Raw genomic sequence first — 17098 nt, forward strand, 5'->3', positions numbered from 1 at the left:
GGCCCTCCCTCGGGGAATGGGTCGGGAAATGCCCGACGCCGCGGCTACGGCTCATGCTGTCACGCAAGATCCCGATCGCCGCGCCCGGTGTGCCGCGTCGTCCCGTGCCGTGTCCTCACTCGAAGCGGCTGATGTCTCCCGCACCCCGCCGGACGATCTCCGGCTCGCCGCCGGAGAAGTCCACCACCGTCGTCGGCTCGGTACCGCACTCGCCGGAGTCGACGACCGCGTCCACCACGTGGTCGAGCCGGTCCTTGATCTCCCAGCCCTGGGTCAGCGGCTCCTCCTCGTCCGGCAGCAGCAGCGTGCTGGACAACAGCGGCTCGCCCAGCTCCGCCAGCAGCGACTGGGTCACCACGTGGTCGGGGATCCGCACACCCACGGTCTTCTTCTTCGGGTGCAGCAGCTTGCGCGGCACCTCGCGGGTGGCCGGGAGGATGAAGGTGTAGCTGCCGGGCGTGGAGGCCTTCACCGCCCGGAACACGTCGTTGTCCACCCGCACGAACTGGCCGAGCTGCGCGAAGTCCCGGCACATCAGCGTGAAGTGGTGCCGGTCGTCGAGACGGCGGATCGAACGGATCCGGTCCATGCCGTCCCGGCTGCCCAGGCGGCAGCCCAGGGCGTAACAGGAGTCGGTCGGGTACGCGATGAGTGCCCCCGAGCGCACCGCGTCGGCGACCTGGGCGATGCTGCGCGGCTGCGGGTTCTCGGGGTGCACGTCGAAGTACTTCGCCATCCGCCGAGCTTATGCCGTCGCCGGGCATGGTGCGCGCAGGCCCGGCGACGGGCCGTACGCGCCTGATCCATCCGTCCTCGCCGTCCCTCGGCTCGTGTGTTGTTCCGGTGTGTACCGCCTCGATTCCCGGGCATCAGCTCTCTGAGCCGCCCGGGGCCATCCCCCCCCGCTCCGGGCGCGGCGTCTCCGCCGGCGGCCCATCCCCCCGGGCCGCCGGCGGAGCCATGCCCGGCCGGCCAGGGCGTCGGGGCGCGCTGAGTCGGGTAGCGTTCCGGGGAGTGCCCCAGGTCGACGCGGAGACGAGGAGAAAGGCACGTGCCCGGCCGAACGGACGGACGCCCGGCGTCCCAGCAACGCCACGGCGGCGACGCCGACTGGGCGCAGGAGTTGCTCGGCCAGCTGCGGCCCGCCGGACGCGACCTCGGCCGGCTCGTCGCCTGGCTCGCCCGGACCGCCTCAGCGTCGGTGTGTCTCCAGGACGCGAGCGGCAGTCTGCTCGCCGGGGAGCGGATACCGCTCGACACCGCCGTGGTCGCCGACGTCGCCGCCGGCCGGGTCTCCGCCGCGGCCCTGGAGGACGGCGCACGACATGTGCGCCTGGTCGGGATACGGCATCCCCAGCCGGGCCCGGCCGCGGGAGCCGTCCTGGCCGTGGCCCGTACCGCCCCCTTCGACCGGCCCACCGCCGACCTCCTCGGCCACACCGCCGGAGTGCTGGAACTGCTCCTCAGGGAAAGGGAGCTGGCCGCCACCGGGCACCGGCTGCGGCGGGTCACGGCCGACCTGCGGGTGGCGATCCTGCAGCTGCTCATGGTGGAGGACACCGTCTCCGCCCGCCGGGTCGCCGCCGGACTGTGGCCCGGGCTGCTGGAGGAGGACACCGCCCGTGTGTACGTCGTCGAGTGCCACACCGCCGACCGTGACCGGCTCGCCGACGCGTGCGCGGACGCCACCGACAACCTGGCGCTCGTCGTGCGCTGTCCCGCGATGGACCAGCACGTCATCGTCGTCGGCCCCTCGGCCGAGGTGGGGGAGCGGCTGCGGTCCCTCGTCGCCGGCCGGCCGGGCACCTTCCTCGGCGGCAGCTCCAGGCAGCGCCTCGCCCTGACCGCCACCGCCTACGCACAGGCCGTCACCGCCCTCGCCGTGGCCCGCTTCCGGCCGGACCGGTCCGCCGTCTACGCCGAACGCACCCGTCCGGAGCGGCTCATGGACCCGGCCGCCCTGCGGACCTGGTCCGCCGCGGTGCTGCGCCCGCTCGACCGGCTGCCGCACCACGTGCGCGCCGAACTGCTCGCCACCACCCGGCTGGGCCTGGAGTTCACCGCCGTGAACGCGGCCAAGGTGCTCGGCGTCAGCCGCAACACCGTCCGCGCCCGCATGGACCGGCTCGCGTCCCTCATCGACGCCGACCTCTCCGCGCTGGCCGTCCGTGCCGTCGTCCAGTTCGCGCTCAACACGGAGGCGGCGCACGGCCTGACCCCCGACGGCACCGAACCCCACCCGCCGGCCCCGGCCCGGCTCGCGGACCTGCTGGACACGCGCGCGCTCCGCTCCTGGGCCGAGGGCCTCCTCGGCCGCCTCGACGGGGACGGCCGGGACCTGCGCGGCACCCTGCGCGCCTGGCTCGCCGCCGACGCGAACGCCGAACGGGCCGCGCAGGCACGCGGCGTGCACGCCCAGACCGTACGAGAACACGTCAGGGCCGCCGAACCCGTCCTGGAACGCCGGCTGCTGACCGGTGGCACCGACCTGTACGAGGTCGCCCTCGCCCAGCTGATCACCGGCGAGCTGGCCGCACCCCGACTCGGTCCGCGCAACCCGGACCAACCGGACTCAACTGTGCACCGGTGAGTGCCGCGCGGGCCGCCCCGGGCACCGCTGCGCTACCCCGGGCCCGGCACGGCGCGTACCTTCGGCAGTCCGCGGGGCACGACCGGCACGGGGGACCGGTCGCGGCCCCGCGCTCCGATCCGGCTCCGCTGAGGGCCGGTCGGTGGTGGACCGGCCGTGATGTCACCTCACCTGGCCGCCGGTTCGGCCGGCAGGTTGAAGACGTGGCGCGGGGTGACGATCTGCGTGATCGCTTGGCCGAACAGAGTGCTGGGTTCCGCGTCGTCGTGGTCGATGTCGGTGTTGAGGAGCACCACGAGGGTGGTCCGCGTCACCGGGAGGTAGACGGTCAGGGTCTCGTAGCCCGGCAGGGAGCCGTTGTGGCCGATCCACTCCTGTACGTCGAAGATGCCCAGCCCGTACCCGGCGCCCGGGATCGGCGTCGCCGGGGTGATGAGCCGCTGCTTCTGTGCCGCGGCGCTCACCATCCGCTTCCCGTCGGGGAATTCACCGGTGGCCACGGTGCGTGCCCAGGTGTGCAGGTCGTCCAGTGTGGAGTTCATCGCTCCGGCCGCCCAGCCCCAGGACGGGTTCCACCCGGCCGTCTCGGCGATCTTCCCGTTCGCCGTCTGGTCGGTGTAGCCCTGAGCGTGCGGCGTGGGGAACTGGCCGCCCGTCGGGAAGAACGTGTCCTTCATGCCGGCCGGATCGAGGACGTGCTGCTGGATGTAGTCCCCGAGGTGCTGACCGCTCTCCTTCTCCACCAGCAGGCCGAGCAGGATCAGGTTCGTGTTGGAGTAGAAGAACTTCTGCCCCGGCTCGAAGAGCACCGGATGCTTGAAGGCGTAGTCGAGCAAGTGCTGTGGCGTGAAGGGGCGTTGGGGATCGGATGTCAGGGCCTTGAAGAAGTCCGGGTCCTCGGAGTAGTTGAACAGCCCGCTGCGCATGCCGGCCAGCTCGCGCAGCGTGATCCGGTCGCCGTTCGGCACGCCGTCGATGTACTTGCCGATCGGATCGTCCAGGCCGACCTTTCCCCGGTCCACCAGCTGCAGCAGCGCGGTCACGGTGAACGTCTTGGTCTCGCTGCCGATGCGCATGTGCAGGTCCGGTGCCATCTTCCGGCCGCTCGCCTTGTCGGCGACGCCGAACGAGCGGACGTAACTCCGCTGCCCCGGCGTCCAGATGCCGACGGTCACCCCGGGCACGTTCGCCTCGCGCATCACGCGCTGTACCGATGCGTCGAGTTGGCGTGCCACGTCTGGGGTGAGGGCGCGGCCGTCCGGCTCCGAGGGAGAAGGGCTGGGTGACTCGACGGCGAACGCGGCGGGGACGGAGGCCGGGACGGCCCCTGCGGCGAGCGGCACGAGCAGCGTTCCCGCCGTCACGGCGACCAGGGCCCCCCTGCGCAGGCGTGCGGATGGATGCGACATGGGCTGACTCCAAGCACGTGAGACGAGGCCGTGCGATGAGCGGGACGCCGGAGCCGGACCTCCCCAGCATAGGAGCGCCCGACTTGGCGCGCCCGCCGGGCCGAGGGGCTGGACCGGCAGGTGGAACCGGCGGCCGGAACGGGCCGGCGGGATGCGTGTCCGACGGGCGGAACGGGCCGGCGGGATGCGTGTCCGACGGGCGGAACGCGCCGTCCGGGCGATCGCCTCACTCGACCCGGTGAGCCGGGGTGCCGGTGCGTGCCGGCGATGAGTCACGAGCGTTGCCCCGGCACGAACCGCTCGGACCGGACCGACCGCCTGGATCAGGCTCGTCGGGTGGATCGGGGTCGTCGGGGGGATCAGCCGCGTCGGGGGGATCAGCCGCGTCGGGGGAGCGGAGCCGGGAGCCGGCCCACGCCCGGCTCGTCGCGGAGCGGCGGGCGCGGGGACGGACCGTCCCCGCCGACCGGACCTGCGGTGGGCCCCCTTCCCCGGGCTCGGCCTGTGTGCCCGAGCCGAGCCCGAGCACATCTGACCGGCTACCGCCCGCACAGCGGCGCCAGGACGGCCAGGGCGCCGTTGGCCTGCCGCAGCGCTTCCTCGAGGGTGCCGGGCGAGTGCAGCGCGCCGGTGCCGTCGGGCGGCACGAGCCACTCCAGGGAGCGGGCGGGCCGGTACGGCGGCGGTGCGGCGACCCACGACCCCCTGCCGGCGTACCGCAGCCCGGCACCCACCCAGCCACCGGACGGATCCGGTGGCAGGAAGAAACCCACCCGGCCCGCCGCGGTGTCCACCAGGGTCGGGCCCGGTACCGGCAGCGAGGGCCGCCACAGCAGGTCCAGGGCGAGCAGTCCCAGCCGGTCGGGAACGCTGAGCATGTCCCAGAAGCGGCCCGCCTCCAGCAGCGCGATGCCCTCCCCGTGGTCCCACTCCCGTTTGCAGGCGCGCGGGTCGGCCGCCGCCGCGGCCAGCCATTCCACGCCCCGCATCCACATCGTGTTCGTCATGCACTGCTCCGGGTGTCGGCTACACCGGGCACTTCGTGCGACTGCACCCCAACCCGGCATATGCATGCTGGTAGATACTTCTACCTGGCGGAAGGGGTGGCGCGGCCTGGCGTTTGAGGCAGGGCGTTCGAACTCCGCTTGCTGGTTCGTCAGTTGCGGGAGAGGGGTGCGTCACCCGTCCGGTCGCCGCACACCGTTCCAGCGATTGATTCCATCGTCCAGGCAATCGATTCCCGCGCTCCGTCTTGAATGAGTAGCTGTTTCGGTCGTAGCGTCACGGTATTCGTCACCGTCGGCAGCGAGGTACTCCATGGACCGCACCCGTCTGCACGCCCTCCTGGCCCGCGAGGGTGCCGAGGCCGAACACCGCAACCCACGCTCCAGGGCGGCCTACGCGCGGGCCGACCACCTCTTCGGCCGGGTCCCGATGACCTGGATGAACAAGACGGCCGGTGCCTTCCCCCGCTATCTGGCCGGTGCCCGCGGTGCCCGGGTCACGGACGTGGACGGCCACGAGTACATCGACTTCTGCCTCGGCGACACGGGTGCGATGGCAGGTCACTCGCCGGGCCCCGTCACCGAGGCGGTGCGGTGGCGCTACGCCGAACTCGGCGGGGCCACCGCCATGCTGCCCACGGAAGACGCCGAATGGGTCGGCGCCGAGCTGACCCGCCGTTTCGGCCTGGCCCGCTGGAGCTTCTCGCTCACCGCGACCGACGCCAACCGCTGGGCGATCCGGCTGGCCCGGGCCGTCACCGGCCGCCCGAAGATCCTGGTGAACAGTTACTGCTACCACGGCAGCGTGGACGAGTCGCTGATCGTCGTCGGTCCGGGGGGCGCGGGCGCCGCACGCCCCGGCAATGTCGGCGCACCCTGTGACGTGACGCTGACCAGCCGGGTCGCCGAGTTCAACGACCTCGCCGGACTGGAGCGCGAGCTGGCCCACGGTGACGTCGCCGCCGTCCTCATGGAGCCCGCCCTCACCAACATCGGCATCGTGCTGCCGGAGCCCGGTTACCTCGCCGGCGTCCGTGAGCTGACCAGGCGGTACGGCACCCTGCTCATCAACGACGAGACCCACACCTTCTCCGCCGGGCCCGGCGGCTGCACGGCCGGGTGGGACCTCGAACCCGACCTGCTGACCATCGGCAAGGCGATCGGCGGCGGCATCCCGGCCGGCGCCTACGGGCTCTCCGCCGAGCTGGCCGAGCAGCTGCTGGCCCGTACCGACCTCGACCTGGTCGACATGGGCGGCGTCGGCGGCACCCTGGCCGGCAACGCCCTGTCGGTCGCCGCGACCCGGGCCACGCTGGAGCACGTCCTCACCGACGACGCGTTCGCCAGGATGACCAAGCTGTCCGAGCGCTTCGAGGCGGGGGTCCGGGCCGGTATCGAGGCGCATGGGCTGCCCTGGTCCGTCAGCAGGCTCGGCGCCCGTACCGAGTACCGCTTCACCTCCCCGGCGCCGCGCACCGGCACCGAGTCCGCGGCGGCCTCCGACGAGGAGCTGGAGGACTTCCTCCACCTCTACCTCGCCAACCGGGGGATCCTGCTGACCCCGTTCCACAACATGGCGCTCATGTGCCCCGACACCACCGAGCAGGACGTCGACACCCACACCGAGGTCTTCGCCGCCGCTCTCGCCGAACTGACCGGCTGAGGCGCGCAGCCGGCAGAAGACACCAGAAAGGAGAACCGTGGACGAGATCGACCGAGCCATCCTGCGCGAACTGCAGGCCGACGGCCGCATCGCCTACGCCGACCTCGGCCCGAAGGTCGGCCTGTCCGCCTCGGCGGCCCGGCACCGACTGCAACGCCTGCTGGACTCCAAGGCGGTCCAGGTGGTCGGCGTCACCGACCCGATGGCCATGAGCGGGCAGGCCATGGCCCTGCTCGGCATCGGCGTGGACGGCGATCCCCGGGTCGTCGCCGACGCCCTCGCCGAACGCCCCGAGGTCGTCTACTCGGTGCTGACCTCGGGCGGGTTCGACCTGTTCGCCGAGGTGGTGGCCGCCGGCCCGAAGGCCCTGCTGGACTTCGTCAACGACGCGGTGCGCCCCCTCGAGGGCGTCCGCGAGATCCGGTCCTTCCCGTACTTCGGCATCCACACCCACCGCTTCCTGTGGGACGTGGGCTGACGCGGGCCGACGCGGGCCGACCGGGAGGCGGGCCGACCCGGGCCGACCCCGTGAGAGCGTGAGCCCCGGTGAGTTCCGCCAGGTCAGGTGGCCGGTGGCTCGGGCGCCAGCACCAGCATGGTGGCGTCGTCCCGGACCTCGTAGCGCAGCCGTAGCAGGTCCGCCCACACCACACCGGGCAGCTCGGCGGAGCCCGTGCCGGTCAGGACGGCCAGCCGCTCCGTCAGCGGATAGAACGCGTCGGTGGCGTCCCTGGCCTCCCACACGCCGTCGGACGCCAGGAACAGCCGGTCGCCCGGACCGAGCGCCACGGTGACCTCCTTCGGCGGATCGACGCCCACCAGCCCCAGCCCAAGCGGCGGACCGGGCGCGACGGTCACCTCCACGGCGTCACCCTCGCGCAGCAGCACGGGCGCCGGGTGCCCGCAGGCCAGCACCCGCACCGCACCCGTGTCCGGGGGGAACTCCAGCAGCACCCCGGTGGCGAACAGCTCCGCGTGCCGCACGCCCGCCGAGTCGACGGCCAGCCTGCGGTCCATCCGCGCCGCCACCGACTCCAGATCGGGGTGATCCAGCGCCGCCTCCCGGAAGGCCCCCAGCAACGACACCACCGTGGCGACCGCCGACAGCCCGTGCCCCTGCACGTCGCCCATCACCGCCCGCACACCGTACGGCCCCTGCCGCACGTCGAAGAAGTCACCGCCCACCAGCGTCCCGTCCTGCGCGGCCCGGTAGAAGCCCGCGCACCCCACGCTCCCCACCCGCTCCGGCAGCGGCGGCATGACGGCCCGTTGCACGGCCTCGCCGATCGCCCGCTCCGTGGTCAGCTGGGCGTCCCGGTGGCTGCGCACATAGGACACGACCACACTCAGCGCGGCCACGAACACGATGGTGAGCAGATCGGTGTTGCCAGGGCGGTTCAGATGGGTGGCGGGAAGATGCAGCACCACGACGACGCCCGCACCGAGGGCCGCGGTCGCCAAAGGGCCGTAGGACAGGACCGCCAGCGGCGGAATCGCCCCCAGCAGGAAACCGAGATCGCTCGCGTGCGGAGTGACCAGCGACGCCGTGGTCACCGCCGCGAGCAGCAGCACGGGCAGCACCCGGATCCACCACGGCGGCGGCGCGCCCCGCAACCAGCCGCGATCCTCCGGGCGCCCGCCTGACGCCGAGCCGCGCACCGATCCCACAGCACCACGCTACGCCGCCGACCAGGACCGGGCCTCCTCCCGGCCGGGCAGGACGCAAGGGCCGGGAAAAAGCGGTGGACGCCCGAGCCGCGCCCCGGGTAGCGTCCGACCCGCACGCCCGAGACCGACGGAAGGAGGCGAGTGTCATGGCCACTGTCATCCCGCGCTCCCCCCTCCCCGTCGCCCGGGTGTGCCACGCCTGACCGGGAGCGCACACGCGAACCGCATCCGGAGGATCCGTGACCGCCCTGGTCATCCGCACGCTCGACGAGAGCAGTGCGCACCTTTTCGACACCATGCCCGACCCGCTGGGCTTCCGCGAGAAGCACCGGCGGACCCGCTTCCGCCCCGACTGGCAGCGCATTGCCCTGCGCGACGGCCGTACCGTGGCCCGCGCCGCCTGGTGGGGCAGGCCCGAGGACACCGAGCCACTCGTGATCAACTGGTTCGACGTCGCCGAGGGCGAGGAGGAAGCCGGAGCCGAACTCCTGCGGACCGCGCCCTGGCACCCCGACGAGCTGGAGTTCGACCTGCCGCCCGGCTGGCGCGACGACCCCCGGCTGCGGGCGGCCGCGCACACCGGCGCGGCCGCCGCGCGCAAAGCCGGCTACGAACCGCTGGTGGAGCGCTTCCTCTACCGCTGGACCCCGGATCGCGGCCTGCCCGAGCGGCCCGGACGCCTCGTGTTCCACGCCGAACCGGACGACGCCGTCTTCTTCGACCTGCTGCGCCGCATCCACTCCGTCACCCTGGACGCGCACGCCCGCCGGGCCATCGCGCAGGGCGGAGTGGACCAGGCCGCACAGGAGGAACTCGACGTCTTCCACTGGATGCCGTCACCGCGCACCTGGTGGCGGATCGCCCGCACACCCGGGGGCGAGCCGGTCGGCATCCACATCCCCGCCCGCAATCCCGCCGGACCGTGCATCGGCTTCATCGGCGTCGTGCCCGAGCAGCGCGGCCACGGGTACGCCTACGACCTGCTCACCGAGTGCACCCACTTCCTGGCCGAACACGACGCCGAGTTCATCGCCGCCGCCACGGACCAGGGCAACGTCCCGATGGCCGCGCACTTCACCAAGGCGGGCTACCCGGTCGTGCGGGAACGCGTCAACTACTGGGCCGTCCGCGCTGCCGACGCCGGGTGACACGCTGCCGGTGCGCTGATCGCCGGTGTGTGCACGCCCGCTTCTGCGTCCCCGGCTTCCGGAGCCGACCGGACGGCGGATCGAGCGCCGGGGCACGGGCCCCGGCGCTTGTCCCAGCGGAAAGCCGCCGCCGGGTGAGCCCCCTAGGGCCTCTCGTCGGTGCCGCCCGCCAACCGCGCCTCCGCAGTCGCCAGGATCTCGGTGACACGCAGGCCGAACGCGGCGTCGCAGGCGTGCGGGCGGCCTGTGCGGGCGGCCGTCACCAGGGCGTCGGTGGCACGGGTGAGCGCGGGGACCGCCCCCTCGGAGCTGCCCGGCAGGAACGACACTCCGGCCTCGCCCCGGAGTTCCACATCGGCCCCGGCCGCAGCGGGCGGGGCCGTCAGGCTCAGGGTGAGGGTGCTCGACGCGCCGGTGGCGTGGTCGAGGACCAGATGGACGGTGTCGGCCGGACCGTGCGCTGCCGCCACGACCTGCCGTACGTCTCCGAGCACCGGCAGCAGCACGGACAGGGCGTGCGGGCCGACGTCCCACAGCGCGCCCTTCTCGCGCCGCCACGGGGAGGCCGCGAACGGGCTGTCGGTCGTGAACACCGCCCCCAGCCACTGCGCCCGCGCCGTGAACCAGCCCGACACCGCGGCCTGCTCCTCGATCCAGGCCTCCGGCTCCTTCTGGAAGCGGGCGGTGAAGAAGACCACCGAAGCCACCCCGGCACGCTCCAGCGCCTCCATGACGGCCCGCCCCTCGGCGACCGACACCGCCAACGGCTTGTCCAGCAGCAGATGGCGGCCCGCCCGCGCCGCGCGCACCGCCAACTCGGCCTGCGCGGAAGGCGGCAGGGCCACCGCCACGGCGTCCACGTCGGCCAGCAGCGCGTCCACGTCGGCATAGGCGGCGACGTCGTACCGCTCCGCCAGTTCGGTGGCCGCCTCCGGCCGGCGCCCCCACACTCCGGCGAACTCCACGCCGGTGTGCCCGGCGAGGGCGGGAGCGTACGCCGTCCGGGCCCACGGGCCCGTTCCCAGCAGTCCGATGCGCATGTCGCGTTCCTTTCTCCGAGCCGTTCCCCGCACCCTCATGAGGCTGCGCTCCGACCGCCCTCCGCACATGTGCGGCCCATGTCCCCGTGCCCGGCCAGCCACTTGGCGATGGTGGCGGCGATCGGCTGCCCGGTGTCCATCTCGACGAACCCGAACTGGCCGGACTGGTTGCACTCCAGGAACCACCAGATCCCGTCGGCGTCCTCCACGAAGTCGAAGGCTCCGTAGGCCAGTTCGGCGTCACCCATGTAGCGCAGCGCGCCCTCGGCGATCCGCGGGGGCACGTCCGCCGGCAGCCAGGGGGAGACCGAAGGAGCGAAGCGGACGTCCACGTCGTCCGGATGGGCGTCCGGGGCGGCGGGCTTGCGCGCGGCCAGCAGCGTGCCGCCGACGACGGTGAGCCGGATGTCGGCCCGCTTGGCGACCCGCCGCTGCAGCAGCGTCGGACCGAAGGCCACCGCCGCGAAATCGGTGTCCGGTGCGACCCGGCTGGTCGGGACCGCACGTGGCGGCTCCTGCGGGTGCGCGCCGGACACCGGCTTGACCACCAGGTCCGGGAAGCGCTCCGCGAACTCCCGCGCCGCCTGCGGGAACGTCGTGATCAGCGTGGCGGGCACCGGCAGGCCGCTGCGCTGGGCGAGGTGCAGCTGCCAGGGTTTGTGGCGGGCGCGGCGGGCGGCGTCCGGATGGTTCATCCAGTGCGCGTCGGTGGCGCGCAGCATGCCGTACAGCGCCTGTGACGACTCCTCCGTCAGCCAGGCGGACGGCTGGGCCGCGCGGGCGGCCGCGTTCCCGGGCCTGCGCACCCAGATGGAGCGCAGGCCGTCCATGCTCACGAGGCGCCCGCCGACGGACAAATGCCCTCGGCAGGCGCCCCGCACGTACTCACCCGACAGCGCCACCCCGTTGGTGAGATCGGCGGGATCGAGCCGGACGACCGGCACGCCGGCCTCGCCCAGCCGGAGGACCACCATGTCCGCCGTCACGTCCTCTTCACTGGTCAGGATGAGCACGGTCATCTTCCAGGGCCCGCTGTTCAGTCGTCGAAGTGCGTCTTGGAACCGGCGGTCGACGTCGTCGTTCCCAGTGCTCGCAAGGTCGCGTGGTCGGTGGCGGCGATCCGTCCGTCCGGGAGGACGTTCAACTGCAGTCCGGAGTCGTACGCGTACGGAGTGGTGACGTCCAACTGCACTGCGGGCCGCGCGTAGTTGAGCGTGAACGGTTGCATGGTCTCTCCCTGATTCGGCTTTCACGTCCTTATACGAATCGAACGGGTGATTGGTTTCCTTACACTGCGTGACCGTGACCCGGAAGGGGTGCCCCGCAAAAGGACGGCTCAGGGGTCCCCGGCGTTCCAGGACGCCCAGGATGCGGCGCTCCTCGGCGCGCTGCCGGGGGCGAAGACCGCCGCCGCCCGGACGGTGACGGAGTGCCGTACATCACAGTCCTCGGTCCGCGGGGGAGTGGGTGAGCGGCCGGCGCCGGGTCACCTCGCGAGGGCGTCCCGCGCCGCCGCCAGGGCTTGTTCCGCGTACCCCCGCCCGAACAACACCGCGTGCACCAGCAGCGGGAACAGCTGGTGCACCCCGACCCGGTCCCGCCAGCCGTCGGCCAGGCACGCCGCCTCCTCGTACCCGGCGAGCACCCGGTCCAGGTGCGGGCAGCCGAACAACCGGAGCATGGCCAGGTCGGTCTCCCGGTGCCCGCCGTGCGCGGCCGGGTCGATGAGCCGGACCTCGCCGTCGGCGCCCCACAGCACGTTGCCGTTCCACAGGTCCCCGTGCAGCCGGGCGGGCCGCTCGGCGGGCCCCGCCAGCTCCGGCAGCCGTTCGCAGACCCGCTCGAACACGGCCGTCTCGGCCGGGCGGAGCGTGCCGCGGTCGACCGCACCGCGCACATACGGCAGTACGCGGTGCTCGGCGTACCAGCCGGGCCATTCGGCCCCCGGCGCATTGCGCATCGGGGCCAGGCCGATGTACGCCTCCTCGGGGCCGCCGGGCGGTGGCGCCCCGAAGTGAGGCGCCCCGGCCGCGTGCAGCGCGGCCAGCGCCTGGCCGAAACGCAACGCCGCTTCGGGGCCGGGATGTCCGGTCGTCACCCGCTCGGTCACCATCCAGCGCTCGTCATGGCCGAGCACCGCAGGCACCCGGACCGCCTCCGCCGCGGCCAGCCAGCGCAGCCCGGCCACCTCGGCGCGCACGGCCCCGGGAGCGTCGCCATGCTTGACCATCACCTGCGTCCCGCCGCCCAGCGTCACTTCGGCGGGCGACCCGGACGCCGTCCGGGCATCGCTGACCGGGCGTCCGGTGAGCCGGGACGCCACCTGCCCTGGATCCTCGTCTCGGTTGACCACGGCCCCAGGGTACGACCGCAAAGCAGGCCCACCGCAGAGTGCTTCGACCGTTGCTACGACTGGTTCCAGCCAAACAACGGTAGTTACTACCCGTGCTGATTCGGTACGACTAGCGTGAGGGCGCCGCGTAGCTACACCGGGGGCACAGGGCTCCGCAGGGACTTGCGCGCGGCGGAGGATCTTCCCCCGTGACCACAGCATCCGTGCTGATGGCCGATGTCTTCGAAGTCCAGCCGTACACCCCCCACTGCGAGGTCATCCTCGGCGAGGGCACGCACGCCGTGATCGGTGTGTCCCCGGGCAACAGCTACTTCTCCGCCCAACGCCTGCACGACCTCGCCCGCTGGGGACTGGACCACTTCGAGAGAGTCGACTTCATCTACACCGACCTGTACGTGGCCGAGATGTACGAGGCATCCGGCTATCCGTCCGACGAGGCCCGCCGCAAGGCCGTGAAGAACCTGCGCGGAGTACGCGCCAAGGTCCGTGACGCGGTGTCGACGGCCGACCCGGACGGCCTGCGGCTGGACTGGCATCCGATGTCGGAATTCCGCACCAACCCCGCCTACCAGGAGATCCACCGGCAGCTGAAGGCGCGACTGGCGTCCGACGGTGCCTTCCGGGCCGTCTGCGACGCCCTGGTGAATCGTTTCCTCTCGGCGCGTGGCGAGACGCCGACCGAGCGGCAGCAGGCCGTGTGCCTGGAATACGTGTGTGCCGAGGCACCGCTGTTCCTGGACACCCCCGCGATCCTCAAGGTGCCCTCCTCGCTCAACTGCTACCACCAACTTCTGCCGATGGCCGAGCTGTTGTACTCGCGTGGCGCCGGCCTGCGTGCCTCCCGCAACCAGGGTCACGCCGTCGTCACCCCCGCCGCACTGGAAGGAACCATGGCATGACCACAGCCCCCGGCATCCGCGCCGACCACCCGCCCCTGCTCGACTTCCCGTTCTCCTGGGACGGCACCCGGGTGCCCGCCGAGGTCGAGGCACTGCGCGCCGCCACCCCCGTGCGGCGCGTCCGGACCATAGCCGGCGACGAGGCGTGGCTGGTGTCGTCGTACGAGCTGTGCCAGCAGGTGCTCAAGGACGACCGGTTCTCCCTCAAGGACACCTCCGCCCCCGGGGTGCCCCGGCAGTACGCGCTCACGATCCCGCCCGAGGTCGTGAACAACATGGGCAACATCACCGGGGCCGGGCTGCGCCGCGCGGTGATGAAGGCGCTCACCCCCAAGGCGCCCGGCCTGATGGAGTGGATGCGCGAGGAAGCCCACCGTCTGGTGGACCTGATGGTCGCCGACGGTCCGACGGCCGACCTGCGCGGGGCGTTCTGCGAGCCGTACTCGGCGGGCATGCACTGCCGCATCCTCGGCATCCCGCAGAGCGAGGCCCCGGCCTTCCTGCGCGGCCTCGACATCGCCTTCATGAACGCGCCCTGCCCGATCACCGGCGCCCGGATCAACTGGGACCGGGACCTCACGCGGATGACGGCCCTGCTCGACGACCCTGCCACGCACGGTCTGATGGGTGAACTCGCCGACCTGCGCGACGATCCCGACTACGCGCACCTGACCGACGAGATGCTGGCCACCGTCGGCGTCACCCTGTTCGGCGCCGGCGTGATCTCCACCTCGGGCTTCCTCACCATGGCCCTGGTCCACCTGCTCACCCACCCCATCGCCCGTGACCTCCTCAGGGACCGCCCCGACCTGATCGGCCCGGGCGTGGAGGAGCTGCTGCGGGTCAACCTCTCCATCGGGGACGCCCTGCCCCGCCTCGCCCTGGAGGACGTCCGGCTCGGGGACACCGAGGTGCGACGGGGCGAACTCGTCCTGGTGCTGGTCGAGGGCGCCAACCTCGACCCGGCGAAGTTCCCCGACCCACACCGCTTCGACCTGCACCGAGACAACACGGCCGACCACCTCTCCTTCGGGGGCGGCGCGCACTACTGCCCCGCGACCGGACTCGGCCGCACCCACGCCCGCATCGCCCTGGAGGTCCTGCTCCACCGGATGCCGGAGCTCACACTCGCCGTGCCCCCCGGCCAACTGGTCTGGCGCACGGGCTTCATGAAACGCATCCCGGAGCGGCTGCCGGTGACCTGGTAGCCCGCAGCGCCCCCTCTCCGTGCGGCGTCCCCGGCCCACCACCGCGGGCGGGGCCGCCGACGGACACCACGCCGCCGACGGCCGACGGGACCCGGCCCCCACGTGACGTCCTCAGCGGCCGACGTACAGCCCCCGTGGCAGCCCGGGCGGGACGTGGTGCCCTGAGTAGCTGACGGGTAACGGCCTCCGGCTGGGCTCGGTCGGGTTGCCGGGTGGCGCCCTCAGCGGCCGGTGGCAGCTGTCCTCGGGGCGGCCCGGCCGGTTGGCGGGCGGGACGCGGTGCCCTCGGTGGTCGGCGGGGTGCGGCCTCCGGCTGGGCTCGGTCGGGTGCCGGGTGCCGGGTGCCGGGTGCCGGGTGGCGGGGGGTGACCTCAGTGGACGGTGGGAGAGGGTTCCCGGGTCAGTCCCACGGGGTTGCCCGGAGGCAGCAGTTGCGCGCCCTCGACGACGCGGGCCAGTGACTCCAGCAGCTCGGCCAGGCGTGCGGTGCGGTCGGCGCCGAGCGCGTGCCACGGGCCTTCGGCCGCCGCGTCGGTCAGCGCCTCCACCTCCGCGCGCAGGGCCGCCCCGGCCGGGGTGAGCGACCCGTCCGCCGCGAGTCGGCCGCGCTCGCGCAGCCGTGATTCGGCCGCCGTCCAGTCCGCCTGCTCCCACTTCCGCGTCTGCCGCAGAAACGGCCCGTCGGACTCGCCGGCCGCCGCCTTGAGCACCATGGCGTCGACCGGCCCGAGCCCTTGGCTCACCAGCACCGCGACATGCCCGTCCCCCCGGTGCTCGCGCAGGGTCGTAAGGCCCTGCCACAGGCGCGCGGTGGGCCGCTCGGGGCGCTCCACCGCCTGGTTGGCGGCGGCCAGCACCCGGCCCGTGGTGTCCGCGGCCGCCGCGGCCCGCCAGGCGAGGTCCGCGGCCTCGGCGAACTCGGCGGAGCCGACGACGTCCGGCCCGAACAGGCGGGTCATCGCCGCGTCCATGGCGTCCTGGCGGGCCGCCAGCACCTGCGGCGGAGCCGCGTACCCCCAGGCGTCCGGCAGCGCCCGGGCCACCCGGGCGGGGTGGAAGACGTAGAAAGAAGCGGTCACCACGGACGGGGGGACAGCGCCGAGCGGCGCGGCCCGCAACGCGAAGTACCCCATCCAGAAACCCCGCATGCCGAGCGTGTCCGCCGCCCTGTGGGCCTCCGGTGCGAAGTACACGAGATCGTGCACCGGCTCGTACCGCTCCCACAGGGCCCGCGCCATCCGGTCCGCCACCGCTTCCTCCCACCGCGTCGGCCTGCCGCGCCGTCGGCACCAGCCTGCGTTATGACGGCAGTCATAACAAGGGGGTGCACACGCCGATGCGCCCGTACGAGGGGTCGCGGGGCGGGCTCACTGGGGCAGACGGGTGGTGCGGTGCCCCGGCTGGGCGGCTCGAATGGTGGGAGGCGGGGCCGTCGTTGACGGTGGTTCATGTCGGGGCCGGGCTATCCAGCTGATGAGGTATCCGCTGTCCGGTCACGTCGGAAGGACATCACTATGCGTTCTGCCCGCATGCTTCTGGCCACGGCGGCCGCCAGTGCTGCGCTCGCCATCGCCACGCCGGGCGTCGCGTTCGCCTCCCACGGCGGCGACGACGGAGGCCGTGACGACTCCTCTTACAGCCGGGACCAAGACTCCGGCGGTGACCACGACAAGGGCTCCGGCCGGGACCAGGACAAGGATTACGGCAAGGAGCACGACGACGAAGGCGGACGCGACGAGCCGCGCGGCGGAATGCACACGGGTGGCGGAGCGCTCGCCACGGTCGTGCGGGGCGACGACTGGGGCTCCGGGTCCGACTCGGGTCGTGACGACAGCCGGTTCGACCCCGACAGCTACAAGGACAAGGGGCACGACAGCGGCGGCGGCAGCGGCAAGGACAAGGGGCACGACAGCGGCGGCGGCAGCGGCAGCGGCAAGGACGAGTGGGGCGGCGACGACCAGGAGAAGGAGAAGCCGCACGGCGGCATGCACACCGGTGGCGGCGCGCTCGCCGGTCCCGGTGTCACCGCGGGCGGACTGGCGGTGCTCGCCGTAGGCGCCACGGGCATGTACGCGCTGCGCCGCAGGAAGGCCACCGCGCCGGCGTCCTGACGGGG

The 17098-nt window shown here is 73.1% G+C and carries 16 protein-coding genes; 7 read left to right on the top strand and 9 right to left on the bottom strand.

The genetic code is table 11. The annotated features are described in order from the left end of the window. Positions 1-115: 115 nt before the first annotated feature. Positions 116-736, bottom strand: a complete 621-nt coding sequence (locus AC07C1_RS22060) for an L-threonylcarbamoyladenylate synthase (protein WP_478941363.1) — start codon at positions 734-736, stop codon at positions 116-118. 315 nt (positions 737-1051) lie between these two features. On the opposite strand from AC07C1_RS22060, the gene AC07C1_RS22065 reads away from it, so the two are divergent. Then, positions 1052-2590: a helix-turn-helix domain-containing protein gene (locus AC07C1_RS22065; protein WP_478941365.1), complete on the top strand. Its 1539-nt coding sequence runs from the start codon at positions 1052-1054 to the stop codon at positions 2588-2590. A gap of 167 nt (positions 2591-2757) precedes the next feature. Here AC07C1_RS22065 and AC07C1_RS22070 read toward each other — a convergent pair whose 3' ends face one another. Both AC07C1_RS22070 and AC07C1_RS22075 read right to left on the bottom strand, forming a co-directional pair. Beyond that, positions 2758-3999 (bottom strand): serine hydrolase domain-containing protein, encoded by a 1242-nt coding sequence (locus AC07C1_RS22070; RefSeq protein WP_478941367.1) that lies wholly within the window; start codon positions 3997-3999, stop codon positions 2758-2760. Between the two features lie 539 nt (positions 4000-4538). Then, positions 4539-5006 (bottom strand): hypothetical protein, encoded by a 468-nt coding sequence (locus tag AC07C1_RS22075; protein WP_478941369.1) that lies wholly within the window; start codon positions 5004-5006, stop codon positions 4539-4541. Between the two features lie 310 nt (positions 5007-5316). Here AC07C1_RS22075 and AC07C1_RS22080 point away from each other — a divergent pair, with 310 nt between their 5' ends. Continuing rightward, entirely contained in the window at positions 5317-6666 is a 1350-nt protein-coding gene (locus AC07C1_RS22080) for a transaminase (RefSeq protein ID WP_478941371.1), read from the top strand. Between the two features lie 37 nt (positions 6667-6703). Beyond that, positions 6704-7144: an Lrp/AsnC family transcriptional regulator gene (locus tag AC07C1_RS22085; protein WP_478941372.1), complete on the top strand. Its 441-nt coding sequence runs from the start codon at positions 6704-6706 to the stop codon at positions 7142-7144. An 83-nt stretch (positions 7145-7227) separates the two neighbouring features. On the opposite strand, the gene AC07C1_RS22090 is transcribed toward AC07C1_RS22085, so the two are convergent. Beyond that, the gene (locus AC07C1_RS22090; protein WP_478941374.1) at positions 7228-8334 is read right to left on the bottom strand and encodes a PP2C family protein-serine/threonine phosphatase; all 1107 of its coding nucleotides are present in this window, start codon (positions 8332-8334) and stop codon (positions 7228-7230) included. A 239-nt stretch (positions 8335-8573) separates the two neighbouring features. Between AC07C1_RS22090 and AC07C1_RS22095 the strand changes: the two genes are divergently transcribed. Continuing rightward, positions 8574-9482 (top strand): GNAT family N-acetyltransferase, encoded by a 909-nt coding sequence (locus AC07C1_RS22095; protein ID WP_478941375.1) that lies wholly within the window; start codon positions 8574-8576, stop codon positions 9480-9482. 143 nt (positions 9483-9625) lie between these two features. On the opposite strand, the gene AC07C1_RS22100 is transcribed toward AC07C1_RS22095, so the two are convergent. From AC07C1_RS22100 to AC07C1_RS22115, 4 genes are all read right to left on the bottom strand, one after another. Next, positions 9626-10522, bottom strand: a complete 897-nt coding sequence (locus tag AC07C1_RS22100; RefSeq protein ID WP_478941377.1) for a Gfo/Idh/MocA family protein — start codon at positions 10520-10522, stop codon at positions 9626-9628. 35 nt (positions 10523-10557) lie between these two features. After that, entirely contained in the window at positions 10558-11541 is a 984-nt protein-coding gene (gene tgmB / locus AC07C1_RS22105; protein ID WP_478941379.1) for an ATP-grasp ribosomal peptide maturase, read from the bottom strand. A 17-nt stretch (positions 11542-11558) separates the two neighbouring features. Continuing rightward, a complete protein-coding gene (tgmA, locus tag AC07C1_RS22110) occupies positions 11559-11750 on the bottom strand; it encodes a putative ATP-grasp-modified RiPP (RefSeq protein WP_020938095.1) in 192 nt (63 codons plus the stop codon). Between the two features lie 258 nt (positions 11751-12008). Then, positions 12009-12845, bottom strand: coding sequence for a fructosamine kinase family protein (locus AC07C1_RS22115; RefSeq protein WP_478941719.1), 837 nt, complete (start codon positions 12843-12845; stop codon positions 12009-12011). A 218-nt stretch (positions 12846-13063) separates the two neighbouring features. On the opposite strand from AC07C1_RS22115, the gene AC07C1_RS22120 reads away from it, so the two are divergent. Both AC07C1_RS22120 and AC07C1_RS22125 read left to right on the top strand, forming a co-directional pair. Next, a complete protein-coding gene (locus AC07C1_RS22120; RefSeq protein ID WP_478941381.1) occupies positions 13064-13774 on the top strand; it encodes a cyclodityrosine synthase in 711 nt (236 codons plus the stop codon). Then, positions 13771-14982, top strand: coding sequence for a cytochrome P450 (locus AC07C1_RS22125; RefSeq protein ID WP_478941383.1), 1212 nt, complete (start codon positions 13771-13773; stop codon positions 14980-14982). The genes AC07C1_RS22120 and AC07C1_RS22125 overlap by 4 nt, the downstream gene beginning before the upstream one ends. Before the next feature lie 371 nt (positions 14983-15353). On the opposite strand, the gene AC07C1_RS22130 is transcribed toward AC07C1_RS22125, so the two are convergent. Beyond that, positions 15354-16232 (bottom strand): SCO6745 family protein, encoded by an 879-nt coding sequence (locus AC07C1_RS22130; protein WP_478941385.1) that lies wholly within the window; start codon positions 16230-16232, stop codon positions 15354-15356. Between the two features lie 264 nt (positions 16233-16496). On the opposite strand from AC07C1_RS22130, the gene AC07C1_RS22135 reads away from it, so the two are divergent. Next, positions 16497-17093, top strand: a complete 597-nt coding sequence (locus AC07C1_RS22135; protein WP_478941387.1) for a hypothetical protein — start codon at positions 16497-16499, stop codon at positions 17091-17093. Positions 17094-17098 lie beyond the last annotated feature (5 nt).

The sequence above is a fragment of the Streptomyces sp. NPDC045022 genome (assembly GCF_056432605.1).